Raw genomic sequence first — 22,938 nt, 5'->3', positions numbered from 1 at the left:
CTAACTCCGAATCTGCGGTTTGAGCGCGCGCAGGTTGCGCTCGCGCACTACACCCCACCACAGCCCCAGGCCGTAGGCCAGGTCATCGACCCGCTTGAGCAACAGGTAGGTCAGCAAGCCGATCGGCTCGTCGTCGTCGTTGGCGTCCCGGCGGCTGAGCCAGTCCACCACGCCGTCCATGACGGCCGCGACGAGCACGACCCGCCTACAGTGTCGCGACACGATGGCCGCCAGCAGCGCCAGGGGCCAGTAGTGCCGGCACAGGGCCGACGCCAGCTGCAGGGCCGCCGACCACAAGCCGCGGGCCGCGATCAGCAGCACGTCGGCGACCGAGGTCTCGGCGGTGCGCATGGCTTTGGCGATCCGGCGACCCGTCAGGATGGCGACCACGAGCGACGCCATCCGCGAAAGGCTCGTCCCGAGGGCCATGAGTATCCAGGCCATCAGGGCCCAGCCGGATATCACCACCGGCGCCGTCTTGTCCGGGTGGCGCACCGACAGCGGGGCCGCCGAGCCGCCGTAAAAAGCCTTGCGCGCCAACCAATCCCGTAGTTCGGTGCGGTGATCATGGGCGACCAGCGCGATCGGCTCGTAGCGCAGCCGCGCGCCCGCTTCGATGAGCCGCCAGCACAGGTCGACGTCCTCGCCGGACTGCATTGACTCGTCGAATCCCCCGACATCGCCGATCGCCGAGCGGCGGCAGATGATCGCCGCGCTGGGCACATACGACACCGTGCTGTGGGGCAACACCGGGGCTTCGCGCTCCCCGAGGTCCAGCGACGAGTGCACGGCCTCGTAGCGCGCCACCAGGTTCTCGCTGTGGGACAGGCCGACGATGCGCGGCGCGACCAGGGCGACGGTGGGGTCGCAGAAATGACCGAGCAAGGCCTCCAGCCAGCCGCGGCGCGGCGAGACGTCGGAGTCCAGGAAGGCGACGAAGTCGGTGGCGCAGGCGGCCAGCCCGGTGTTGCGGGCCGCCGCCGGGCCCTTGCTATACGGGTGGCGCAGCACCTCGATGTCGCAGTGGGCGCCGACGAAGTCCTCGGGCTCAATGGCGGGTGACGAGCCGTCGTCGACCACGATGACGCGCAGCCCGCGCAGCGAGCTCACCAGGCGACGGACACCAGAAACGTTGTTCCGCACCGGAATTACCACGGTTACGTCGCGGTGCGACGGCCCACCCGCGGGCCGCGGATGGGCCACCGTGGCGTCCAGCAGGGTGCGCGCCAGCTGGGCGCTGAGGTCGTCGCGGACCTTCAGTCGGCCATCGGCGAGCATGTCCTGAGCGGCGGGTGCCAGCTTCAGCAGACGGGTCGGCGAGCCACCCAGCAGGGCCGAGCCATCGCCGAGCACCCGTACGCGGCGATCGACCTGCACGGCGAACCCGTCCGGGAGGCGGGGCCCACTCATGCCAGCATCCCGTCGGGCCCGGGCGCCCACCGGGCGACTCGACGCACACACCCGTCGACCATCTCCGCCAAGATGCGCTCGCCCTCGGCGGCGGTGGCGGTGGTCGGGTCCCCCAGCACACCCACGCGGCTGACCGCCGCGACTCCGCCGCGGCGCATCGGTTCGAGCAACTCTGGCAGGGGCGCACGGTTGCCCGGCAGCCACCGGCCGGTCAGCACGTCGGTCGGCGAGATATGGAGCAACAGTGACGTTTCGGTATGGCCCGCATGGGCATCACCACCCGCCGCGGCGCATGGCGACCACCCGACGTCCCGGCCTTCGGCGCGCAGCGTGGCCACCGCCTTGTTCAGTGCGCCGACATTGCCGCCGTGGCCGTTGACAAAGACCAGGCGCCGGGCCCAGCACGCGGCTGACCTGCCATACTCCACCAGCATCATCGTCAGGGCCTCGGTGCCGATCGAGATCGTTCCCGCGAAACTTTGATGCTCGCCGCTGGCGCCATAGGCGATGGCCGGAGCCACCAACCACTCTTGCGCGAGCCGCGTGGCAGCCCCCCGGGCGACCGCGGTCGCGATCCTGGTGTCGGTATCCAACGGCAGGTGTGGACCGTGCTGTTCGGTCGATCCCAGCGGGATAAATAGCGGCGGCGAGGTGTTTAATAGCTGGCTCGACGTCACAGTTCCTAATTCGCCGAGTGCGGGCACTGGCTGATGGTAGGACGAATTCACCTGGCGTGCACCAATTGTTGTACGTTCAAAGCAAATTTTTTTCTCGGCCGTTCACCGATCGGTGCGATTTTCGGCTCGTCCGTCACGGTCGCCACGTCGGTACCACGATTTTCACGTCAACTATGTGGGGAAAGCTGCCCGGTTTGACCCGAATTAGGGCCGCGCGTCCCGCGCACCCGGAACTCCCAGCACCCGCGTGAAACCGGCGGGCACCACGACATCGTCCGGACCCAACGCGTGCACAGAGGAGTGCCCGAGGCCCATCAGCGCGCAGTCGATGCCCGCGCGCAGGATGTCGAGAACGTTTTCGACGCCGGTCTGGCCGGCCGCCGCGAGGCCCCACAGATAGGCGCGGCCGATCATCACGGCGCGCGCCCCCAGGGCCACCGCCTTGACGACGTCGCTGCCCCGCCGGATGCCACCGTCCAGCAACACCTCCACCTGGTCGCCGACCGCGGCGACCACCGCGGGCAGGGCGCGGATCGACGCCGGCGTACCGTCCAGGTTGTTGCCGCCGTGGTTGGACACCGATATCGCCGAAACACCCGCGTCCACGGCTCTTTTCGCGTCGTCGACGCGCATCACGCCCTTGAGCATGAACGGCCCACCCCACAGTTCCCGTAGCCAGGCAATGTCCTCCCAGGTCGGCGGGGGCGTCGACATCCATTCCCCGTAGGCGGCGAAGAACGGCGGCCCGGGCTCGCCGCGGCGGCCCTGGTTCGGCACCCGCAGCTCCGGTGGCCTGCCCGTCTTGCCGAACTTCCACAGCCAGCGCGGCCGCAGGATCGCCTCGGGCGACAACCGCAGGATGGTCCGCAGGTTCATCGCCTCGGGAATCTTGGGGCTGCCCCAGTCGCGGCCATGCGAGAACGTCCAGTCGGTGGTGACGATCAGCCCGACCGCCCCGGCCTGGCGCGCCCGTTCCACCCGCTCGGCGATCGCGTCCCGCCCGCCGAGCCAATACACCTGGAAGAAGACTTTGGGGTTTGCTGCGACGACATCTTCGATGGGTTTGCTAGCAAACGACGAAAGCCCCATCGCCGTTCCTCGCGCGGCCGCGGCACGCGCGACAGCAACCTCACCGTCGGGGTCAACCGCCTGCACGCCGGTCGGCGAGATGATTACTGGCAGCGAAATATCTTGTCCCATAACGGTGGTCGACAGGTCACGCTTTTCCTGCGCACCGATCACATGCGGTGCAAAGCCCAGCTCACTGAAGGCTTCGACATTGTCGGAGACCGTAATTCCTTTTTCGCTCGCTGAAATCAGTGAGGAATAAACGGATTTTGGTAACCGCCGCTTAGCGCGTTGCTGGGCGATGGCGACTGTTTCAAACCATTCGTCGGCCATTTTATAGCGGGCTTTCGTTGCAAAGGCGCGCCGGCGGATTTGCCGGCGTTTGGGCCGGAGGTCGCATGGTCAGTGTCAACGGCACCGGCTGGCGCACCCCGCGCGAGTGGTCGGCCCGGGGCCGGGGTGTTTCGCGCGTCCGGTCCAGCGCCGCGACGCTGTGCCCCTGGACGCATTCTGGATCCGGGCCGTCCAGCGGCAGGCCCGTGAAGAACTTCGCCGCCATGCACCCGCCCCGGCAGCTGTCGTAGTGCCCGCAGCTGCCACACGCGCCCGCGGACTGCGGTTCACGCAACTCGCGAAACAGCGGGGCGTTCTTCCAGACGTTGTCAAAACCGCCGTCGGACAACACGTTTCCCGCGAGGAAGCGATCGTGAATGGCGAACGGGCAGGCGTACACGTCGCCCACCGGGTCGATCAGGCAGACCACCCGCCCGGCCCCGCACATGTTGAGGCCGGCCAGGGCGCCGGAGGAGCCGAGCGGCGACAGATGAAAGAACGAGTCGCCGGTGAGCACCTTCTCCCCCTTGGCGACCAGCCAGTCGTAGAGCTGCACCTGCTGGGCGGCGGTGGGGTGCAGCTCGTCCCAGACGTCCGCGCCGCGCCCCGACGGACGGAGCCGGGTGATCCGCAGGGTCGCACCGTAACGGCTTGCCAGCGCGGCAAATTCGTCGAGTTGGTCGACGTTGTGCCGGGTCACCACGACGGAGATCTTCGCGTCACGGAAGCCCGCGGCGGCCAGGTTCTCCAGCGCCCGCACCGCCATCGCGAACGACCCCGGCCCGCGGACGGCGTCGTTGACCTCGGCGGTGGCACCGTCGAGCGAAATCTGGACGTCGACGTAGTCGCTGGCCGCCAACCGCGCCGCGACCTCCGGCGTGATCCGGACCCCGTTGGTGGAGAACTTGACGCCGACGTGGTGCGCTGTGGCGTAGTCGACGAGCTCCCAAAAATCAGGCCGCACAGTGGGTTCCCCGCCGCCGATGTTGACGTAGAACACCTGCATGCGCTCCAGCTCGTCGATGATGTCCATGCAGTCACGGGTGGACAACTCGCGCGGGTCCCGCTTGCCCGAGGAGGACAGGCAGTGCACGCAGGCCAGGTTGCACGCGTACGTCAGCTCCCAGGTCAGGCAGATGGGGGCGTCCAGGCCATGCTCGAATTGCTCGATAAGTCGCGGTACGGCCAGCGTCATGAAGCCTCCTGAGGCACCAGCATGTTGGATTCGGCGAGCACACCCAGCGCGTGCAGATACGGCTGCTGGCCCGAGTCGTCCACCCCGGCCGCGCGGCAGGCGGACCGGACGTCCGGATGGTCGGCCAGCGTCCGCACCACCTCGAGAATGGTGCGGTTCTTCAGAAAGGACAGCTTGCGGGTGCCGAAGTGATACAGCAGTGCGCCAAAGGGTTCCGGGCGAACCGCCACCTGAGGGTGCAACCGCCAGCCGCGGTCGGGGTCGAGCACGGGAGTCAGTAGACCCCGCACATCCCGTCGATGGACACCTCTTCGACCAGAGTCTCGGTAACGAGCTCGGTGTCCGTGTCGGTCTCGCGGTCCATGTGCATTGCCTCTCGTCAGGTCTCGACAACGATCGTCGATCTTGTCACAATCGTCGTCAGAATATGGCATCGAGTGCCGAAATGGAAGGGCGGGTCTGATGCTGCCGCAGTCGCGGGTGGGCCGGCGCCGCTCGACGACACCGGAACACATCACCGACGTCGCCATCGAGTTGTTCACCGCCCGGGGTTTCGCCGAGGTGAGCGTCGACGACGTCGCGCAGGCCGCCGGCATCTCCCGCCGCACACTGTTTCGCTACTACGCGTCCAAGAACGCCATCCCCTGGGGCGAGTTCGATATCCACCTCGCGCACCTACGGGATCTGCTGGACAACGTCGACCCGCGCGTCCCGCTGGGCCGGGCGCTGCGCGCGGCGCTGTTGGCCTTCAACACTTTTGACGAGTCCGAGAGCGTCCGGCATCGCCAGCGCATGCGGGTCATCCTGCAAACGCCGGAACTGCAGGCCTATTCGATGACGATGTACGCCGGCTGGCGCGAGGTGATCGCCGAATTCGTCGCCCGGCGCTCGGGCCTCAAGACGACCGACCTGCTGCCCCAGACGGTCGCCTGGAGTATGCTCGCCGTCGCGTTGTCGGCCTATGAGCATTGGCTGGGCGACGGATCCGTCACGTTGCCGACCGCGCTCGGCAACGCCTTCGACGTCGTCGGCGCCGGGCTGGGGAGGCTTGGGCGATGAGCGGCACCGCGCACCTGGTGCACACCCTGCGGTCGCAGGGGCGGTTCTGCGGCGCGTCGGGATCCCCGATGTACGACGAGCTGTTCGAACTTGTGGCCGCCGACGTCGAGGCCGGGGGTGTATTCGCGAGCATCCTCGCCGGCCACGAAGACGATCCGGCGCGTGAAGCCCTGCCGCTTCGGCTGCTGGGCGGCCTGCACCGGTTGGTGCTCGACGGCCGGGCCGCGGAGTTGCGCCGCTGGTATCCCAGCACCGGCGGCACCTGGGACGCCGAACCCGCGTGGCCCGCAATCACCCACGTCGCGGGCGACCATGCCGACGCACTGCGCGATGCGCTCGCCCAACCACCGCAGACCAACGAGGTGGGCCGCTCCGCCGCACTGATCGGCGGCCTGCTGCGGCTGGATCGCGGATTCGCTTTGCCGGTAAGGCTTTTCGAGATCGGATCGAGCGCCGGGCTGAACCTGCGTGCCGACCACTACCACTACCGCTACGCCGGCGGCGGGTGGGGACCGGCCGGCTCGCCGGTGACCATCGACGACGCCTGGCGCGGGCGGCCGCCGCCCGATGGCACGGTGCGGATCGTGGAGCGCCACGGCTACGACATCGCGCCCATTGACGTCACCGCGGCCGACGGGGAAATGACCGCGCTGAGCTACGTCTGGCCCGACCAGGCCGCCCGGCTGGATCGGCTGCGCGGCGCCATCGCCGTCGCGCGCGCGGTGCCCGCGCGACTGCACCGCCGGCGGGCCGGCGACGCGGTCGCGGACCTGACGCTGGCCGACGGCGCGCTGACCGTGCTGTGGCATTCGATCACCTGGCAATATCTCGCCGCCGACGAACGCGCCACGATTCGCAGCGGCGTCGACGCGCTCGGAGCGCGTGCCACCGCCTCCGCGCCGTTCGCCCACCTGACCCTGGAACCCACGCGCGACGGGCCCGGCACACCCGTCAAGTTCCTGGTGCGGGCCCGTCGCTGGCCGGGTGGCGAGCTGGACATTCTGGGCGAATGCCATCCGCACGGCCCGCCGGTGAACTGGCAATAGAGGCAATCGCCAAAGATTTTCGCGCACACCGCGTCGGAGTTTGGCCAGCCGCGACGACGATGAGGGTGTGAGCGCCGAAGCGGACCACCGATCGGATCCTCGACGCGAGCTGCTGGCGCTGTACGACGAGGCGTTGCCGGTGGTGTACGGCTACTTCGCCCGTCGCTGTGGCGATGCGGCCGAGGACCTGACGTCGGAGACGTTCCTCGCGGCGATGGACGCCGCGCGCAGGAGCGACGCGCCGGCGATCTCGGTGCCGTGGTTGCTCGGCGTGGCGCGGCACAAGCTGGCCGACCACTATCGGCGCCGGGCGGCCCGGCCGACGGTGCCGATGGCCGAGCCACCCGAACCGGTCGGTGCTGCGGCCGACGACTGGGACGCCGAGCTGGATCGCATGATCGCCGAAGCGGTGCTGGCCCGGCTGGCAGAGCCCCATCGCACGGTGCTCGTGCTGCGCTACATGGACGACTGCTCGGTGCCCGAATGCGCCGAGCTGATCGGCCGCACCGTCCATGCCACCGAGGCGCTCCTGGTCCGCGCCCGGCGCGCTTTCAGACAGCAATATCCGGAAGGAGGCACGTCGTGAGTCAACTCAACGATCCATTGAGCGTGCTGCACACCGATGACCTTCCGGTCCAACCCGATCCGGCGTTCGCCGCCCGGCTGCGCCGCCGGCTGGAATCCGCACTATCCCTTCCGGAAGGAGTTGTCATGAGCGGTACCGCTGGCACAATTTCCGAGTTGACCGAACCGTCCACGCCCCAGCGGGATCCGCGCCCGGCGGCGTTGCCCTACCTCAGTGTGGCGGACGCGCGTGCGGCCATCGCCTGGTACACGGACGCTTTCGGCGCGGCGGTGGTTGGCGAACCAATTGTGATGGACGACGGGCGAATTGGTCACGCGGAACTGGCGATCGCTGGCGGCGTGCTGTATCTCGCCGACGAGTATCCCGAGCTCGGGCTCAAAGCGCCTGTGCCCGGCTCGGTTTCGGTCAGCCTGATGCTGCGCGTCGATGACACCGATGCGGCCCTGCAGAAGGCGCGTGAACACGGCGCCGCCGTCCAACGCGAGATCTACGAGAACTACGGGTCGCGCAGCGCCACCATCATCGACCCGTTCGGCCATCGCTGGATGCTGTCCGGCCCGACGGTTGCCGGCATCCGCCACGGCGACATCGGTTACGTCTCGATGTGGGTCCCCGACGCCGAGCGGGCGGCCGCCTTCTACGGTCACGTGCTGGGCTGGGCATACGATCCCTCGGCACATCAGGTCACGAATACCGAACTGCCGACCGGGATTTCGGCCAGCACCGGACCGCCCACCCTGTTCTGCTGCTACGCCGTCGACGACGTAGCGGCCGCTCGGACGGCGATCGCCGCGGCGGGTGGGGTCCCGGGCGAAATCCGTGACACCGGCTATGGCACCGTGCTCGACGCCACCGACCCACAGGGTGCGCCGTTCGCGGTGTACCAACCGGCCGCGGGGCAAAAGCGCCCGGAACTCAACGGATCTGGACCCGGCGAGCTGTCGTATGTCACCTACGAGGTGCCGGATTCGGCCGGCTTCCGCGATTTCTACGGGCAGGTGCTGGGTTGGACATTCGAACCCGGCCGAATTGCGGACGGCTGGCAGGTGGTGGGAACGCATCCGATGGCCGGTGCCGCCGGCGGCGGCCGCGGTTCGATCACCGTGCCGATGTGGACTGTGGCGGACATCGAGGTGGCCGTCGCACGCGTGCGGGAAGCGGGCGGCACCGTGCTGGCCGAGCCGGCCCGTCAGCCGTACGGCGTCTCCGCCGAATGCATCGACGATCAGGGCGCGCGCTTCTACCTGGGCGAGTTCTAGGCGGGATTCAGAATTTCCGAGATGGGCGTCGCGGCGGCGATCTTGGCGCGGACCTTCATTACCTTGCCGGGCATCCCGCCGCCCACCACGCCGACGACAACCCCGTCGCGCTCGTAGTAGGCCAGGAACTTGCGCCCGTCGTCCTCGACCACGTGCACGATGTCGGTGGCCTCCGGCTCGCCCAGGCACTGAATCTTGACGTCGTACTGGTCGCTCCAGAAGTACGGGACGACCACGGCGGACGGCATGTCCTGGCCGAGCATCGCCGGCACCACCACCCGGGCCTGGTCGGCGACGTTGCTCCAATGTTCCACGCGCGCTTGGTGTCCCGTTGCATCGCGCCACGAGGCGACGTCGCCCAGCGCCCACACGTTGGGCGCGGTGGTGCGCCCGGCCTCGTCGCAGATGACGCCGTTGTCGACCTCGACGCCGCTGCCCTCGAGCCACTCGGTCGCCGGTCGTGAGCCGATGCCGACCACCACCAGGTCGGCCGCCAGTTCGGTGCCGTCGGTGAGTACCACGGTGTCGACGTGGGAATCGCCGCGCACTTCCGCCACGCTGACACCGAGGCGAACGTCGACACCTTCGTCGCGGTGCAACCGCGCCACCAGCTCACCGATCTGCTCGCCGAGCACCGATGCCAGCGGGGTCGGCTGCGGCTCGACCAGCACGACGTCGACGCCCAGGCTGCGCAGGCTCGCCGCGACCTCACAGCCGATGAAGCCGGCGCCGATGACCACGGCCCGCTGCGCCTGCGATGCGTGCTGGCGCAGGGCCATGCTCTCGTCGAACGATCTCAGCACCCGAATGCCCTCGAGGTCGGGGAACGCCGGAATGCGCCGCGGCACCAGGCCGGTCGCGATGACGAGCTCGTCGTAGCCCAGCTCTGTGCCGTCGTCGAGGGTCAGGGTCTGCGCGGTCGTGTCGAGACGTGTGGCGGCCGAGCCCAACCGCAGCGTGATGTCGTTCTCGTCGTACCACTCGCGCGGTTTGAGGGCGACGTCGTCGACCTCTTTGCGCAGTACTTCCTTGGACAACGGCGGGCGATCGTAGGGCAGGTGAACCTCGTCGCTGACGATGGTGATGCGACCGCAGTAGTCGGATCGACGCAGTTGCTCGGCCGTCCGCGCACCGGCGAGCCCGCCGCCGACGATCACGACCCCCTTTTCGAAGCCCTTTTCGGTCACGTGGAGTTCTTACCACGCTGGCCCGCTAGTACTTCAGGGCACCCTTGTCGACAGGGATCTGGGTGCCCGACAACGTGCCCGAGCCGTCGCCGGCGAGCCACACCACGACGTCGGATACCTCGTCGGCCGTCATGAACCCCTTGTACTGCAACGGCATTGGCGGAAAGCTGTGCACGAAGCGGGGGTGCTTGGCGAAGATCTCCATCATCGCCTCCGGCTCGATCATCGGGGTATCGACCGAGTACGGGTGGATGGAGTTGACCCGGATGTTGTATTCGCCGAGCTCGATCGCCAGGGTGTTGGTCAGCGCGGTCAGCCCGTGCTTGCTGGCCGCGTAGTGGCCGTTGCCGGGCGTCGCTTTGATGCCCGCCGACGAGCTGACGACGATGATGGATCCCCCGTTGCCGGCCTCGATCATCGCCGGGATCGTGGCGCGCAGCGTGCGCCAGGTGCCGGTCAGGTTGATCCCGATGACGGTGTCCCACTGCTCATCGGTGAGTTCCCAGACCCGGCCCCAGCCCAGTACACCGGCGTTGGCGACCAGAACGTCGAGGCGGCCGAATTGTTCGACGCCGTCGGCCACCAGTTGGTGCAGGGCGGTGTCGTCGCGGATGTCCACCTCGCGGGCCAGCACCTTGCGTCCCTCGGCTTCCACCAGGCGGACGGTCTCGGTGAGATCCTCGGGCGTGGCCGGCGTGTAGGTCAGGGTGTCCGACGCCGGCGCGCAGATATCGAGCGCGATGATGTCGGCGCCCTCGCGGGCCAGTCGCACCGCGTGCGAGCGCCCCTGGGCGCGGGCGGCGCCGGTGACGAATGCCACCCGTCCTTGTAGTGATCCAACCTGTGCAGCCACGAAGACAGGCTAGCAGCGAAACTGGAACGTGTTCTAACTCGGCCGAGATTCAGATCTCCGAGATGATCTGAGTCCGCCGGTTGGTGTATTCCTCGTCGCTCAGGGCACCGCTGGCCCGCAGCTTCTCGAGCTCGGCGAGCCGGTCGGCGATCGACGCTTGCGGCGGTGGCGGAGGGGCCGGCGCGCCCGCGCCCGCGGGTTGTGGCTGCTGTTCGGCCGCCCGGCGCACCACGGCCTGGATCTGCTGCCGCAATGCCGGATTCGACCGGATGTCGACCATCCGATTGATCGGGACGTTGTTGGCCTTGAGGATCTGCAAAATCTCCATCAGCGGGCCGGCCTGCCCGCTGAGGTCGTAGGTCCGGTTGTCTTCGGCCACGGTGAATTGGGCGGGCACCAACCCGTTGACCAAAGCGCTTCGCTCCCAGTCGATCCGGTATTCCTGGGTGGTGGGGTTGACCAGGACGACGAGCTTGCGCGCGGTGAGGTTGCCCAGCCGGGTCACGCTGGCGATCACGCGGTCCTGGCTGTCGAACGGCACGAATCCGGGCCCGGCGATGTGCAGGTCCACCTTCACCAGCGGTTGCTCGTTGATCCGGGTTCCCGTTTCGGTCAGTCCGGTGATTTGAGCGAGCGCCAGCACCCCGTGCTGCTCGAGTTCGGCCGTCTTGGCGGCCGACTTCTCCCCGAAATTGGTCAGCCAGAGCGCGATCAACACATCGGCCACCGTGATGAGTAGGCCGACATAGAACATCCACGACAGCAGGCTGCCCAGCCCCATCGTGAAGTAGACGACCAAAAAGATCGGCCCAACCAGGCCGCCGCACAGCAACACCACTAACTGGGTCTTCAGGTAGCGCGCAAACACGTGTCTCTCCTCGCCTTGCTGGGAATCCGTGCCAGATTAACGCCCGCGGTCCCCCCGGCGCGCGTCATCCGTGCAAACCCCGTCCGGGTGTCACTGCGGCGCCTGGTGCGCCGGCTGCCCCGTGAACGACGCCCCTGCTCCCGCCGCCGGAGAAAAAGCACGCTTTGCCGGCGAAACAGCGGCGGATGCCGCCGCCGATGCCGCGAGCGGTGCCGGCATCGCGGAGGCCGGAGGGGCCTCCGGCGTTTCCGCCTCCGCGCCCGCGGCGGGCTGGGTGCTGTGCACGAGCGTCGCCTGCGTCGGGGAATGGGTTTCCGGCTGCACCGCGCCCGGCGGCGCGCCGGCCGGGGCCAGCGGCCCGGGCCGCACCGGAGTCGCCGCGAGCGGTGCGGCCGCCGCTGGGGGCGCCGCCGGGCCCGCGGGCGCCGGCGACACCGCCGCCGCCAGGTTTGCCGCCGGTGCCGCGGCCGCCGGTGCGCCCGTCAGCCCGGCCGTCGCCGCCGCCGGCACCCCGGCCACCATCGAACCCGCCGAGCCCACCGTTCCCAGAGCGGTTTGCCCGGCGGCCTGCAGGGGCCCCGCATTTGCGGCCTCGGTGGCGGCGTACTCGGCCCCACTGGAACTCATCAACTGCACGAACTGCTGATGGAACAGCGCCGCCTGGGCGCTGAGCTGCTGGTAGACCTGGGAGTGTGTGCCGAACAACGCGGCGATGCTCGCCGAGACCTCGTCGGCGCCGGGCGGCAGCACGCTGGACGTCGGCACCGCCGCGGCGGCGTTTGCTGAGCCGATCGTGGAGGCGATGTTGGCCAAGTCGGATGCCGCCGCCGCCACGTATGCGGGCGTCGCGTTTACATACGACATCTGGACCCTCCGACCAGGCCACGGCGGTCAGGAAAGCACCCGGCCGCCAACCGCAGACTGGACAAACCAAATCGTAGGCCCCTACCCGGGCTTTTGCGACTTTTTGGCCAGCTTCGTCCCTGGCTGGAACGCACAAAGCCCGGACTGCCGAGAGCGGCAATCCGGGCTTTGCGGAACAGACTTACTTGATGATCTTGACGACCCGGCCGGCGCCGACGGTGCGGCCACCCTCGCGGATCGCGAATCGCAGACCCTCGTCCATGGCGACGGGCTGGATCAGCTTCACCGTGATGTTGGTGTTGTCACCGGGCATCACCATCTCGGTGCCCTCCGGCAGCGTCACCACACCGGTCACGTCGGTGGTGCGGAAGTAGAACTGCGGACGGTAGTTGTTGAAGAACGGCGTGTGCCGGCCGCCCTCGTCCTTGGACAGGATGTAGACCTGGCCCTCGAACTCGGTGTGCGGCGTGGTGGTGCCGGGCTTGGTCACGACCTGGCCGCGCTCGACGTCCTCACGCTTGATGCCACGCAGCAACAGCCCGACGTTGTCGCCGGCCTGGCCCTGGTCGAGCAGCTTGCGGAACATCTCCACGCCGGTGACCGTGGTCTTGGTGGTCTCCGGGCGGATGCCGACGATCTCGACTTCCTCGTTCACGTTGATCACGCCGCGCTCGACACGACCGGTGACCACGGTGCCGCGGCCGGTGATCGTGAAGACGTCCTCGACGGGCATCAGGAACGGCTTGTCGGTCTCGCGGACCGGGTCCGGGATCGACTCGTCGACCGCGGCCATCAGCTCCTCGACGGACTCGACCCACTTGGCGTCGCCCTCGAGCGCCTTGAGCGCCGAGACCCGGATCACCGGGGCCTCCTCGTCGAACTCCTGGGCGGCCAGCAGTTCGCGGACCTCCATCTCGACCAGCTCGAGCAGCTCCTCGTCATCCACGGCGTCGGCCTTGTTCAGGGCCACCAGGATGTAAGGCACACCGACCTGGCGGGCCAGCAGCACGTGCTCGCGGGTCTGCGGCATCGGGCCGTCGGTCGCGGCGACCACCAGGATCGCGCCGTCCATCTGGGCGGCACCGGTGATCATGTTCTTGATGTAGTCAGCGTGACCAGGGGCGTCGACGTGCGCGTAGTGGCGCTTGTCGGTCTGGTACTCGACGTGCGCGATGTTGATCGTGATACCGCGCTGACGCTCCTCGGGAGCGTTGTCGATCTGGTCGAACGCCTTCGACTCGTTCAGGTCCGGAAACTTGTCATGCAGGACCTTGGTGATAGCCGCGGTCAGGGTCGTCTTGCCGTGGTCAACGTGACCGATGGTCCCGATGTTGACGTGGGGCTTGGTCCGCTGGAACTTCGCCTTCGCCACTTTTGTGTCCTCCGACTTGTTTGGTGCTTGTTAAGCAGTGTTGATGATTTCCGTTGTGCCGCGGTGACCGCGTCAGCTTACTCGTAGCGTTTTGTCTACTCGCCCGTCGCCTTCGCAATGATCTCCTTCGACACCTGCGCCGGGACTTCGGCGTAGCTGTCGAACACCATGGAGTAGTTCGCCCGGCCTTGCGTCTTGGACCTCAGGTCGCCGACATAGCCGAACATCTCGGACAGCGGCACGTGTGCCCGAACGACGCGCGCACCGGCCCGCTCCTCCATGGCCTGGATCTGGCCACGGCGGGAGTTCAGGTCGCCGATCACGTCACCCATGTAGTCCTCGGGTGTGGTCACTTCGACCGCCATGATCGGTTCGAGGATCACCGGCTGGGCTTGCGCCGCAGCCTTTTTCAGTACCTGCGACCCCGCGATCTTGAACGCCATCTCCGAAGAGTCGACCTCGTGGTACGCGCCGTCGAGCAGGGTGACCTTCAGGTTCACCAGCGGGTAGCCGGCCAGCACGCCGTACTGCATGGCGTCCTGCGCACCGGCATCCACCGACGGGATGTACTCGCGCGGGATGCGGCCACCGGTGACCTTGTTCTGGAACTCGTAGGTCGCACCGTCTTCGCCGGTGAACGGCTCGAGGTTGATGATGACCTTCGCGAACTGGCCCGAGCCGCCCGTCTGCTTCTTGTGGGTGAACTCGACGTTCTGCACGACGCGCTTGATGGTCTCCTTGTAGGCCACCTGCGGCTTGCCTACGTTGGCCTCGACCTTGAATTCGCGGCGCATCCGGTCCACCAGGATGTCCAGGTGCAGCTCGCCCATGCCGCCGATGACGGTCTGGCCGGTCTCGGAGTCGAGGTGCACCTTGAACGTCGGGTCCTCTTCGGCGAGCTTCTGGATCGACAGCGACAGTTTCTCCTGGTCGCTCTTGGTCTTGGGCTCGATGGCCACCTCGATCACCGGGGCGGGGAACGTCATCGACTCCAGCACGACCTGCTGGTTCGGGTCGCTCAGGGTGTCACCGGTGGTGGTGTCCTTGAGGCCGATCACCGCGTAGATGTGACCCGCCGACGCGCGCTCGACCGGGTTCTCCTTGTTGGAGTGCATCTGGAACAGCTTGCCCAGCCGCTCCTTCTTGCCCTTGGTGGCGTTGATGACCTGGCTGCCGGACTCGACGGTGCCCGAGTAGACGCGGATGTAGGTCAGCTTGCCGAAGAACGGGTGCGTGGCGATCTTGAACGCCAGCGCGGAGAACGGCTCGTCGGTCGTCGCGTTGCGCACGACCTCCTCGTCCTCCTTGCCCGGCGCGTGGCCGACGGCCGGCGGCACGTCCAGCGGCGACGGCAGGTAGTCCACGACGGCGTCGAGCATGGGCTGCACGCCCTTGTTCTTGAACGCGCTGCCGCACAGCACGGGGTAGATCTCCGACGCGATGGTCAGCTTGCGAATCGCGGCCTTGATCTCGTCGACGGTGATCTCCTCGCCGCCGACGTACTTCTCCAGCAGCTCCTCGTCCGTCTCCGCGACGACCTCGAGCAGCTTGGTCCGGTATTCCTCGGCCGTTTCGGCCAGGTCGGCCGGGATCTCGACGGTGTCGTAGGTCTCGCCGAGCTTCGTCTCACCGCGCCACACCTTGGCGTTCATCTCGACCAGGTCGACGATGCCCTCGAACTCGTTCTCCGAGCCGATCGGCAGTTGGATCGGCACCGCGTTGGCGCCGAGGCGCTCCTCCATCGTGCGGACCGAGAAGTAGAAGTCCGCACCGATCTTGTCCATCTTGTTGACGAAGCAGATGCGGGGGACGTCGTACTTGTCGGCCTGCCGCCAGACCTGCTCGGACTGCGGCTCGACACCCTCCTTGCCGTCGAACACGGCAACGGCCCCGTCGAGCACGCGCAGGTTGCGCTCCACCTCGACGGTGAAGTCGACGTGTCCCGGGGTGTCGATGATGTTGAGCTGGTTGTCTTTCCAGAACGTCGTCGTGGCCGCGGAGGTGATGGTGATTCCGCGTTCCTGCTCCTGCTCCATCCAGTCCATGGTGGCGGCGCCGTCATGGACCTCACCGATCTTGTAGTTGATGCCGGTGTAGTACAGGATCCGCTCGGTGGTCGTCGTTTTGCCGGCATCGATGTGCGCCATGATGCCGAAGTTGCGGACCTTGCTCAGGTCGGTCAGCACGTCCTTCTGTGCCACAGAAGTCTTCCCACTCTTTCCGGTTGCTTAGTTAATTCGCTGTCGGTTTGCGCCCGGCCGGCAGCACTGCCGGTTGGCGCCGTTCCGGCCCCTACCAGCGATAGTGCGCAAACGCGCGGTTTGCCTCGGCCATCTTGTGGGTGTCCTCACGCCGTTTGACGGAGGCCCCGAGGCCGTTGCTGGCATCCAGGATCTCGTTTGCCAGCCGCTCGATCATGGTCTTCTCCCGGCGCTGCCGCGAGAAGCTGACAAGCCAGCGCAGCGCCAGCGTGGTGGACCGGTCCGGCCGCACCTCGACGGGCACCTGGTAGGTCGCACCACCGACGCGGCGGCTGCGCACCTCCAGGGCGGGCTTGACGTTGTCCAGAGCACGCTTGAGGGTGATGACGGGATCGGTGCCGGTCTTGTCCCGGGCGTGTTCGAGCGCTCCATAAACAATGCGCTCGGCCAGCGATTTCTTCCCCTTGAGCAGAACTTTGTTGACCAGCTGAGTGACCAGCTGCGATCCGTAGACAGGGTCGTTGACCAGCGGACGCTTGGGCGCGGGCCCCTTGCGCGGCATTAGCTCTTCTCCTTCTTGGCGCCATAACGGCTGCGAGCCTGCTTGCGGTTCTTGACGCCCTGGGTGTCGAGCGAACCGCGGATGATCTTGTACCGCACACCGGGCAGGTCCTTGACTCGGCCTCCACGCACCAGCACCATCGAGTGCTCCTGCAGGTTGTGGCCCTCGCCGGGGATGTAGGCGGTGACCTCGACCTGGCTCGTCAGCTTCACGCGCGCGACCTTCCGAAGGGCCGAGTTCGGCTTCTTCGGGGTGGTGGTGTACACGCGGGTGCATACGCCACGGCGCTGCGGGCTGCCCTTCAGAGCCGCGGTCTTGACCTTGCCGATCTTGTCCCGACGACCCTTGCGGACCAGCTGCTGAATGGTTGGCATCTACCGGCTTTCTGTGTTCGGCGTCTTGCTAGCACGGGTGGTGTCGCATGCGCTCAGCACCGGATTCATCCGTTGCATCGTGGACATGCGAATTCGCCCGGCATCCACTTCCTTACGTCAGGCGCCGTAAGCCGCCAGGCACGAGCAACCACAATACCCGCCGCTGGTCGTGCAGGTCAAAGTGGCTTAGGTCGGGTTCGCGCCCTTGTGCGCCGTCCGCCTTTCCAGGCCCGTCGCGAGGCGCAGCACCATGTCGGAGAACAGCGCATCCGTGTCGATGTCGTCCATCACACCGGTCATTTCCAGCAACACGAAGCCATGCAGCGCGGACCAGAATTCGAGCGCCGCGTAGAACGCCTCCTCCCCGTCCAGTCCGTAGGAGGACAGCACCGCGATCACGGGCGCCGCCGCGTTGCGGGTGGCGGCGGTGTACTCGGGGTCGTCACCGCCCAGCGGCATCCGGGTGAACGCCGAGTAGCGCCCCGGATGGTGGTGGGCGTAGCTGCGGTAGGCACCGGCCATGACCAGCACCGCGTCGTCGCGGGCGCGCCCCTCGCCGACGCGGTTCAGCATCGTGATGATGTCGTCGATGACCCGGATCCGCACCGCGCGCCGCAGGTCCTCCAGGCTGTCCACGTGGTTGTAGAGCGACGGGCCCTTGGTGCCCAGCTGCGTCGCGAGCGCGTTGATGGTCAGCGAGTCCCAGCCCTCCCGGTCCAGGAAGGTCAGCGCGCCGTCGACGATGCCGTCGCGGCTCAGCTTGGCCGGACGGGAGGCGGACCTCCCGGCGCGTTGTCGCCCGCCGGCTGGCGGTTGTTCCGGCTGAGCTGTCATGGCGACCGCACCTCGATTTCACTGAACGGTTGGAGGTCAACTAATGACTCTAGTTGACGGCGGCGCGAAACGGCTCCGGCCAGGCCGGGGCGCCGGCGCGGCGATGTGGGAGAAAAAAGTCTGCCATCGAGCAGGCAAATGCACGTACGCTCAGTCCAGCGAACATCAGCCGAAGCGAAGGGGGCCGGCAGTGAGGTGGACAACCGTCGCCGGGTCGCTTGCAACCTGTGTCATCGTTTCGCTGGGCGCCGGGGTACCCCCGGCCCACGCCAAGAACGGCGACACCCACGTCGTCGGCCAGGGCGTCGAGCAGACGCTGGACTGCAATGACGCCACCCTGATCGTCAACGGCACCAACAACACCGTCAACGCGATGGGCAACTGTTGGGCCGTGACCGTGATGGGTTCGGGCAATACCGTCATCGCGGACTCGGTGACGCACGACATCACCGTGTACGGCTACAACCAGACGGTCTTCTACCACAACGGTGCGCCGATACTGTGGGACCGCGGCCGCGAACTGGGCATGACCAACCGGCTCCAGCAGGTGCCCGCCTGAGACAAGGGAATCGACGAATGATGCGTGCAACCCTGAACATTGAGCACCCACGCGGCCTGGCCGCCTTCGCGCTGGCGCCCGCGCTCGCGGCCCTGGTGCTGGCCGGCTGTAGTTCGACGGCCAACCCGCCCGGCGGATCCGCCACGACGACCGCGAGCAGCGCGACCACGACGACGAGCGCGGGTGCCACGAGCACCAGCGGCGCGAGCACGACCGCATCGGTCGAGATCGGCAACACGCTGAACTACGGATCGATGGGAACCACTGCCACGCTCGACTGCGCCAGCGGCAAATCGCTGAACGTGCTCGGTTCGAACAACACGCTGACCGTGACCGGCACCTGCGAGAAGGTAGACATCGGCGGCGCCAACAACAAGATCACGATCGACAAGATCAACACCAAACTCACAGTGCTAGGAACCGACAACACCATCACCTATAAAGACGGCGATCCAAAGGTCTCAAACCACGGCTCCGGCAACACCATCAACAAGGGCGGCTGAGGCGAAAGCTGTTGACGGCCTCCCTAATTCGCGGGCGCGCCGTGTCGGCCTGCTCCCCCGGCGAATCGGCCCGCCCCCTCCAGCGCCTCCGCGGCGACCCGGGAAATGCTGGCGAATTCGCCGTCCAGCGCCGCGGATTCCGGCAGGCCCCACTGATGCAGCGCCGACAGCCGATCCGAGCGCAGGCACTGCTGCGGCAGGGCGGCCAATTCGGCTGCTAAGTCCTCGGCCGCCTGCCGGGCCCGGCCGTTGGGCACAACCCGATTCGCCAATCCCATCGCGAGCGCTTCGTCGGCTTTGACACCGCGGCCGGTGAGGATCATGTCCATGGCCCGGCTGTGCCCGATCAGCCGCGGCAGCCGCACGGTGCCGCCATCGATCAGCGGCACGCCCCAGCGGCGGCAGAAGACGCCGAACACGGCGTCCTCCTCGGCCACCCGCATGTCGCACCACAACGCCAACTCCAAACCCCCGGCGACGGCGTAGCCGCTGACCGCGGCGATCACCGGCTTGGAAAGAACCATTCGCGACGGGCCCATCGGCCCGGGACCGGTCCGGTGCACCGCGTTGGCGTCTGCCGTGCCGAAGGACTTCAAATCGGCTCCCGCGCAAAAGGTTCCGCCGTCGCCCCACAGCACGGCCACCGACGCCGAGTCGTCCCGGTCGAATTGCTCGAAAGCCGCGTACAGCGCCGCGGCCGTCGGACCATTGACGGCGTTGCGCGCCTCCGGCCGGTTGATGATCACCGTCGTCACCGGGCCATTGCGCTCCACTCGCACCGGGTCACTCATGTCGCCTCCTGGAGTTGGGTCGGTTCGCGTCGCTTGAGTAGCTCCGCGGCGAAGTCGTGGTACGCCGCGCGCAGCCGGGCACCCGGCCAGTCGGACGGCAGCAATTCGTCGGGCAGCACGGGATCGGTGAGCAGGTGCCACACGGTCGCAGCGGCCACCATGAAGCGGGCGGGAACGTCCGGGGCGGCGGCCATCTCGTCGAGCAGCCGGTGCCCGGTGTGCGCCCACGCGGGCAGATCCCACAACCGCCCGGCCAGCTCGGCCGGGGCGTCGTCGCGCGCCGTCAGCGTCCGCACCTGGGCTTCGAGCGTGCGATCCAGGTCCAGCTCCAGGTTGTCCGGCCGCATCCAAACGCCCTCGCGAAGTTCGCCAAAGCGCTTGCTGTGCATGGCGGTTCGCAGCGCCGCTCTGGTACGCGCATCGTTGCCCACGCTGGTCACGATCAGGAGGACCCAGTCTCCGCGCCAGGCCCGGACCCGTGGATCGATGGCATCGTCCTGCCTGCGCTGGCGGGCCAACAGGCGATCCGACAGCCGGTAGCCGTCGGCGGAGCGGATCAGGTCGCCGGCGCCGACCATGCGGGTCAGGGCGACCCGCAACGTCGCCTCCTTGATGCCGAAATCGTTTGTCAGCCTGATCAATTCGCTGGCCGTGGCCCAGGCGGGGTGGGCGCCGAGCAGCACACTGAGCACCACCGAACGCGCCGTCATGTTGGGCATGGCTACACCTGTGACGCCTGACGGCCGTAGTCCCCGAAGGGCTCGTCGCGATGCTTGACCGCGTCCCGGAAGCCGTGCTCGACCGCATCGGCGACGAAGGCGTGGCCCTCCGGCGTATGCCGGGCAACACCGTCGAACACGGTGCTGACCATCCTGCTGGTCGCCACACCCTGTTGCAGCAGAGCGGAATTCAGCGCGAGCTTGACCATGATCAGCTGGTTGACCGGAACCGCGGCGATCCGCTCCACCAGCCGCTCGGTGCGCTCGTCGAGGTCTTTCGGATCGGGCGCCTCGACGGCCAGGCCCCATTCGGCGGCTTGCGCACCGGTGATGCAATCACCGGTCAGCAGAAGGCGTTTGGCGCGCTGGTCACCTAGCCGGTGCGCCCACAGGCCCGCCGCCGGGACCCCCCACACCCGCGTCGGCGGGTAGCCGATCTTGGCGTCGGCGGCCGCGATCACCTGGTCGGCGTGCAGCGCGATGTCGGTGCCGCCCGCCACGCAGTAGCCGTGGACCTTGACCACAGTCGGCTTGTCGGCATGCATCAGGCTGGAGAAGCCGCGCACGAAGCGGCTCATCATCTGGTAGTCGATCATCGGGTCCCACGGCTGATCCGGCAGGTGGTTGACCGCCTGCGTCTTGCCGTCGAGCACCGTGCCCGCGTACGCACCCGTCCCGCCGGCCGAACCGGTCCGGTCGGCATAGGCGGACAGGTCGAAGCCGGCGCAGAAACCCTCACCCCGACCGGACACGAGGATGACGTGCACGTTCGGGTCGAGATCGGCACGCTCCACCAACGCCGAGAGCTCCAGCGGGGTGTCGGCGACGATGGCGTTGCCCTTCTCTGGCCGGTTGAAGGTGATGCGGGCAACCCGGTCGGTGACCTCGTAGGTCATCGTCTTCAGGTTGTCGAAATCGACAGGCCTGATGGCGTGAGTCATCCCTTTACTAGAGCACGCTCGAGGATGGGCGCGAGGTCCAGGCCGGTCGGCATGGTGCCGTACGCACCACCCCACTGGCCGCCCAGCCGGGTGGCCAGGAAGGCCTCGGCGACGGCGGGATGGCCGTGGCGCACCAGCAGCGACCCCTGCAGCGCCAGCGAGATGTCCTCGGCCACCTTACGGGCGCGATACTGGATTGCGTCCAGGTCGGTCAGGTCTTGCCGCAGCCCCTCGACGTGGCGGCCCAGTCGCGGATCCTGGCCGGTGCTTTCGTCGAGTTCGGCGAACAGCACCTCGACGCATTCGGGGCGAGTTGCCATGGCGCGCAACGTGTCCAGTGCGCTGACATTGCCCGAGCCCTCCCAGATGCCCATCAGCGGCGCCTCACGGAACAGGCGCGGCATGCCCGAGTCCTCGACATAGCCGTTGCCGCCCAGGCACTCGAGCGCCTCGGCGGCGTGCGGGGTGGCGCGCTTGCACACCCAGTACTTGCTGGCCGCCAAGCCAATGCGGCGCAGCAACGCCTCCCTTTCGTCCCCGCGCAGCGCCTTGTCGGTGGCACCGGCCATCCGCATCGCGACGATGGTGGCGGCCTCGGCCTCCACCGCCAGGTCGGCCAGCACATTGCGCATCAACGGCTGGTCAATCAGGTAGGCGCCGAACGCCTTTCGGTGCTGGGCGTGGTGGATGGCACGGGTCAGGCCGGTGCGCATGCTGGTGGCGCTGCCCAGGGTGCAGTCCAGCCGGGTGAGGTTGACCATCTCGATGATGGTCGGCACGCCGCGGCCCTCCTCACCCACCAACCACGCGATGGCGCCGTCGTATTCGACCTCGCTCGAGGCGTTGGCGTGGTTGCCGAGCTTGTCCTTGAGGCGCTGCAAGAACATTCGGTTGCGGCTGCCGTCGGGCAGTATCCGCGGCAGCAGGAAGCAGGACAGACCGCCCGGGGCCTGCGCGAGCACCAGGAAGATGTCGCACATCGGCGCCGAGGTGAACCATTTGTGACCGGTCAGGCTGTAGCTGCCGTCGCCGTTGGGGGTTGCCTCGGTGGTGCCGGCGCGCACGTCGGAACCGCCTTGCTTCTCCGTCATCGACATGCCGGCCGTGATGCCCCGCTTGGTGGTGGCCAGCTTGAGTTCGGGGTCGTATTCGCGACTGGTCAGCAACGGCTCGTAAACCGACGCCAATTCCGGGTTGTAGCGCAGCGCCGGGACGACGGCGTAGGTCATCGAGACCGGGCAGGTGTGTCCGGGCTCGACATTCCAGACCGACATCTTGGCGGCTCGCACCACATGGTTGCCCGGCCGCTCGTCGGCCCACGGCGCGGCGTGCAGGCCGTGCCCGATCGCGGTGCGCATGAGCTCGTGGTAGGCCGGGTCGTACTCGACCTCGTCGATGCGGTGACCGTAGCGGTCGTGGGTGTGCAGGATGGGCCGGTTGCGGTCGGCGAGCTCACCCCAGCGCTGGGCTTCGCGGCTACCCGCGATCGCGCCCACCTCCGTCACCTCGTCGATGCCCCATTGCCCGCCCTCGCGGATCAGGGCCTCGACGAGGACGGCGGACGTCGCGGGGTTGTAGTTCTCCAGCGGGGGAACCTGGTTGGTGACGGCATGGGTATCGGGCATGCCGTCCATGTTACATTTTTCCGACAGCCGCACAAGAGGTGTAATAGCGGCT

25 protein-coding genes are annotated in these 22,938 nt (G+C 67.7%); 6 read left to right on the top strand and 19 right to left on the bottom strand.

Translation table 11 applies throughout. The features are described 5' to 3' along the window. From mftF to mftA, 6 genes are all read right to left on the bottom strand, one after another. A complete protein-coding gene (gene mftF / locus A5745_RS17365; protein ID WP_076061488.1) occupies window positions 1–1,410 on the bottom strand; it encodes a mycofactocin biosynthesis glycosyltransferase MftF in 1,410 nt (469 codons plus the stop codon). After that, window positions 1,407–2,138, bottom strand: coding sequence for a mycofactocin biosynthesis peptidyl-dipeptidase MftE (gene mftE / locus A5745_RS17360; RefSeq protein WP_076117619.1), 732 nt, complete (start codon window positions 2,136–2,138; stop codon window positions 1,407–1,409). Before mftE ends, mftF begins: the two co-directional genes overlap by 4 nt. A gap of 153 nt (window positions 2,139–2,291) precedes the next feature. Continuing rightward, on the bottom strand, window positions 2,292–3,488 hold the full coding sequence (gene mftD / locus A5745_RS17355; RefSeq protein ID WP_076117617.1) for a pre-mycofactocin synthase MftD: 1,197 nt from the start codon (window positions 3,486–3,488) through the stop codon (window positions 2,292–2,294). Between the two features lies 1 nt (window position 3,489). Then, window positions 3,490–4,683 carry a mycofactocin radical SAM maturase gene (gene mftC, locus A5745_RS17350; RefSeq protein ID WP_076061482.1) on the bottom strand — a complete coding sequence of 398 codons (1,194 nt, stop codon included), beginning with the start codon at window positions 4,681–4,683 and terminating at the stop codon, window positions 3,490–3,492. Beyond that, window positions 4,680–4,952, bottom strand: a complete 273-nt coding sequence (gene mftB / locus A5745_RS17345; RefSeq protein ID WP_175879847.1) for a mycofactocin biosynthesis chaperone MftB — start codon at window positions 4,950–4,952, stop codon at window positions 4,680–4,682. The genes mftC and mftB overlap by 4 nt, the downstream gene beginning before the upstream one ends. 5 nt (window positions 4,953–4,957) lie before the next feature. Further along, complete coding sequence (gene mftA / locus A5745_RS24460; protein ID WP_076061738.1) at window positions 4,958–5,047, bottom strand: mycofactocin precursor MftA; 90 nt, start codon at window positions 5,045–5,047, stop codon at window positions 4,958–4,960. Between the two features lie 98 nt (window positions 5,048–5,145). On the opposite strand from mftA, the gene mftR reads away from it, so the two are divergent. The 4 genes from mftR (at window position 5,146) to A5745_RS17320 (ending at window position 8,633) form a co-directional block, all read left to right on the top strand. Then, window positions 5,146–5,742: a mycofactocin system transcriptional regulator gene (gene mftR, locus A5745_RS17335; RefSeq protein WP_175879846.1), complete on the top strand. Its 597-nt coding sequence runs from the start codon at window positions 5,146–5,148 to the stop codon at window positions 5,740–5,742. After that, window positions 5,739–6,788 (top strand): DUF2332 domain-containing protein, encoded by a 1,050-nt coding sequence (locus A5745_RS17330; protein ID WP_076117613.1) that lies wholly within the window; start codon window positions 5,739–5,741, stop codon window positions 6,786–6,788. Before mftR ends, A5745_RS17330 begins: the two co-directional genes overlap by 4 nt. A gap of 67 nt (window positions 6,789–6,855) precedes the next feature. Next, entirely contained in the window at window positions 6,856–7,374 is a 519-nt protein-coding gene (locus A5745_RS17325; RefSeq protein ID WP_076117871.1) for an RNA polymerase sigma factor, read from the top strand. Continuing rightward, complete coding sequence (locus tag A5745_RS17320; RefSeq protein ID WP_076117611.1) at window positions 7,371–8,633, top strand: VOC family protein; 1,263 nt, start codon at window positions 7,371–7,373, stop codon at window positions 8,631–8,633. The genes A5745_RS17325 and A5745_RS17320 overlap by 4 nt, the downstream gene beginning before the upstream one ends. On the opposite strand, the gene A5745_RS17315 is transcribed toward A5745_RS17320, so the two are convergent. The 9 genes from A5745_RS17315 to A5745_RS17275 all read right to left on the bottom strand — a co-directional run bounded on the left by A5745_RS17315 (window position 8,630) and on the right by A5745_RS17275 (window position 17,748). Further along, window positions 8,630–9,820: an NAD(P)/FAD-dependent oxidoreductase gene (locus A5745_RS17315; RefSeq protein WP_076117608.1), complete on the bottom strand. Its 1,191-nt coding sequence runs from the start codon at window positions 9,818–9,820 to the stop codon at window positions 8,630–8,632. The two genes, A5745_RS17320 and A5745_RS17315, sit on opposite strands and share 4 nt — an antisense overlap. 25 nt (window positions 9,821–9,845) lie before the next feature. After that, the gene (locus A5745_RS17310) at window positions 9,846–10,673 is read right to left on the bottom strand and encodes a mycofactocin-coupled SDR family oxidoreductase (protein ID WP_076117606.1); all 828 of its coding nucleotides are present in this window, start codon (window positions 10,671–10,673) and stop codon (window positions 9,846–9,848) included. 49 nt (window positions 10,674–10,722) lie between these two features. After that, on the bottom strand, window positions 10,723–11,541 hold the full coding sequence (locus A5745_RS17305; RefSeq protein WP_076061472.1) for an SHOCT domain-containing protein: 819 nt from the start codon (window positions 11,539–11,541) through the stop codon (window positions 10,723–10,725). Between the two features lie 90 nt (window positions 11,542–11,631). Then, entirely contained in the window at window positions 11,632–12,405 is a 774-nt protein-coding gene (locus tag A5745_RS25255; protein WP_083662963.1) for a PE family protein, read from the bottom strand. Between the two features lie 181 nt (window positions 12,406–12,586). After that, window positions 12,587–13,777 (bottom strand): elongation factor Tu, encoded by a 1,191-nt coding sequence (gene tuf / locus A5745_RS17295; protein WP_076061470.1) that lies wholly within the window; start codon window positions 13,775–13,777, stop codon window positions 12,587–12,589. Window positions 13,778–13,872: 95 nt separating this feature from the next. Continuing rightward, window positions 13,873–15,978, bottom strand: a complete 2,106-nt coding sequence (gene fusA, locus A5745_RS17290) for an elongation factor G (RefSeq protein ID WP_076061468.1) — start codon at window positions 15,976–15,978, stop codon at window positions 13,873–13,875. A gap of 91 nt (window positions 15,979–16,069) precedes the next feature. Next, complete coding sequence (gene rpsG / locus A5745_RS17285; RefSeq protein ID WP_076061467.1) at window positions 16,070–16,540, bottom strand: 30S ribosomal protein S7; 471 nt, start codon at window positions 16,538–16,540, stop codon at window positions 16,070–16,072. Further along, window positions 16,540–16,914: a 30S ribosomal protein S12 gene (gene rpsL, locus A5745_RS17280; protein WP_003879423.1), complete on the bottom strand. Its 375-nt coding sequence runs from the start codon at window positions 16,912–16,914 to the stop codon at window positions 16,540–16,542. The genes rpsG and rpsL overlap by 1 nt, the downstream gene beginning before the upstream one ends. A gap of 186 nt (window positions 16,915–17,100) precedes the next feature. Next, entirely contained in the window at window positions 17,101–17,748 is a 648-nt protein-coding gene (locus tag A5745_RS17275; protein WP_076061465.1) for a TetR/AcrR family transcriptional regulator, read from the bottom strand. Window positions 17,749–17,938: 190 nt separating this feature from the next. Between A5745_RS17275 and A5745_RS17270 the strand changes: the two genes are divergently transcribed. Both A5745_RS17270 and A5745_RS17265 read left to right on the top strand, forming a co-directional pair. Next, window positions 17,939–18,307 (top strand): DUF3060 domain-containing protein, encoded by a 369-nt coding sequence (locus A5745_RS17270; RefSeq protein ID WP_076061463.1) that lies wholly within the window; start codon window positions 17,939–17,941, stop codon window positions 18,305–18,307. Window positions 18,308–18,327: 20 nt separating this feature from the next. Beyond that, window positions 18,328–18,810: a DUF3060 domain-containing protein gene (locus A5745_RS17265; protein ID WP_076117869.1), complete on the top strand. Its 483-nt coding sequence runs from the start codon at window positions 18,328–18,330 to the stop codon at window positions 18,808–18,810. A gap of 23 nt (window positions 18,811–18,833) precedes the next feature. Here the strand turns inward: A5745_RS17265 and A5745_RS17260 are convergent, their stop codons facing one another. The 4 genes from A5745_RS17260 to A5745_RS17245 are packed head-to-tail and all read right to left on the bottom strand — an operon-like array spanning window position 18,834 to window position 22,886. After that, complete coding sequence (locus A5745_RS17260) at window positions 18,834–19,601, bottom strand: crotonase/enoyl-CoA hydratase family protein (protein WP_076117604.1); 768 nt, start codon at window positions 19,599–19,601, stop codon at window positions 18,834–18,836. Further along, entirely contained in the window at window positions 19,598–20,320 is a 723-nt protein-coding gene (locus tag A5745_RS17255) for a PaaX family transcriptional regulator C-terminal domain-containing protein (protein WP_076117601.1), read from the bottom strand. The genes A5745_RS17260 and A5745_RS17255 overlap by 4 nt, the downstream gene beginning before the upstream one ends. Before the next feature lie 2 nt (window positions 20,321–20,322). Continuing rightward, window positions 20,323–21,261 (bottom strand): crotonase/enoyl-CoA hydratase family protein, encoded by a 939-nt coding sequence (locus A5745_RS17250; protein WP_076061458.1) that lies wholly within the window; start codon window positions 21,259–21,261, stop codon window positions 20,323–20,325. After that, a complete protein-coding gene (locus A5745_RS17245) occupies window positions 21,258–22,886 on the bottom strand; it encodes an acyl-CoA dehydrogenase family protein (protein WP_076117867.1) in 1,629 nt (542 codons plus the stop codon). The genes A5745_RS17250 and A5745_RS17245 overlap by 4 nt, the downstream gene beginning before the upstream one ends. Window positions 22,887–22,938 lie beyond the last annotated feature (52 nt).

The organism is Mycobacterium sp. IS-2888 (genome assembly GCF_001954215.1).
Classification (GTDB): domain Bacteria; phylum Actinomycetota; class Actinomycetes; order Mycobacteriales; family Mycobacteriaceae; genus Mycobacterium.
Note: the sequence above shows the minus strand (reverse complement) of the source record. Positions and strands in the feature narration are given on the sequence as shown.

What these genes read in the sequence shown, in the direction of transcription:
- mftF (WP_076061488.1), bottom strand. Translation starts at nt 1,410, where the DNA reads ATGAGTGGGCCCCGCCTCCCGGACGGGTTCGCCGTGCAGGTCGATCGC.
- mftD (WP_076117617.1), bottom strand. Translation starts at nt 3,488, where the DNA reads ATGGCCGACGAATGGTTTGAAACAGTCGCCATCGCCCAGCAACGCGCT.
- mftC (WP_076061482.1), bottom strand. Translation starts at nt 4,683, where the DNA reads ATGACGCTGGCCGTACCGCGACTTATCGAGCAATTCGAGCATGGCCTG.
- mftA (WP_076061738.1), bottom strand. Translation starts at nt 5,047, where the DNA reads ATGGACCGCGAGACCGACACGGACACCGAGCTCGTTACCGAGACTCTG.
- mftR (WP_175879846.1), top strand. Translation starts at nt 5,146, where the DNA reads ATGCTGCCGCAGTCGCGGGTGGGCCGGCGCCGCTCGACGACACCGGAA.
- A5745_RS17330 (WP_076117613.1), top strand. Translation starts at nt 5,739, where the DNA reads ATGAGCGGCACCGCGCACCTGGTGCACACCCTGCGGTCGCAGGGGCGG.
- A5745_RS25255 (WP_083662963.1), bottom strand. Translation starts at nt 12,405, where the DNA reads ATGTCGTATGTAAACGCGACGCCCGCATACGTGGCGGCGGCGGCATCC.
- rpsG (WP_076061467.1), bottom strand. Translation starts at nt 16,540, where the DNA reads ATGCCGCGCAAGGGGCCCGCGCCCAAGCGTCCGCTGGTCAACGACCCT.
- rpsL (WP_003879423.1), bottom strand. Translation starts at nt 16,914, where the DNA reads ATGCCAACCATTCAGCAGCTGGTCCGCAAGGGTCGTCGGGACAAGATC.
- A5745_RS17275 (WP_076061465.1), bottom strand. Translation starts at nt 17,748, where the DNA reads ATGACAGCTCAGCCGGAACAACCGCCAGCCGGCGGGCGACAACGCGCC.
- A5745_RS17265 (WP_076117869.1), top strand. Translation starts at nt 18,328, where the DNA reads ATGCGTGCAACCCTGAACATTGAGCACCCACGCGGCCTGGCCGCCTTC.
- A5745_RS17260 (WP_076117604.1), bottom strand. Translation starts at nt 19,601, where the DNA reads ATGAGTGACCCGGTGCGAGTGGAGCGCAATGGCCCGGTGACGACGGTG.
- A5745_RS17255 (WP_076117601.1), bottom strand. Translation starts at nt 20,320, where the DNA reads ATGCCCAACATGACGGCGCGTTCGGTGGTGCTCAGTGTGCTGCTCGGC.
- A5745_RS17250 (WP_076061458.1), bottom strand. Translation starts at nt 21,261, where the DNA reads ATGACTCACGCCATCAGGCCTGTCGATTTCGACAACCTGAAGACGATG.
- A5745_RS17245 (WP_076117867.1), bottom strand. Translation starts at nt 22,886, where the DNA reads ATGCCCGATACCCATGCCGTCACCAACCAGGTTCCCCCGCTGGAGAAC.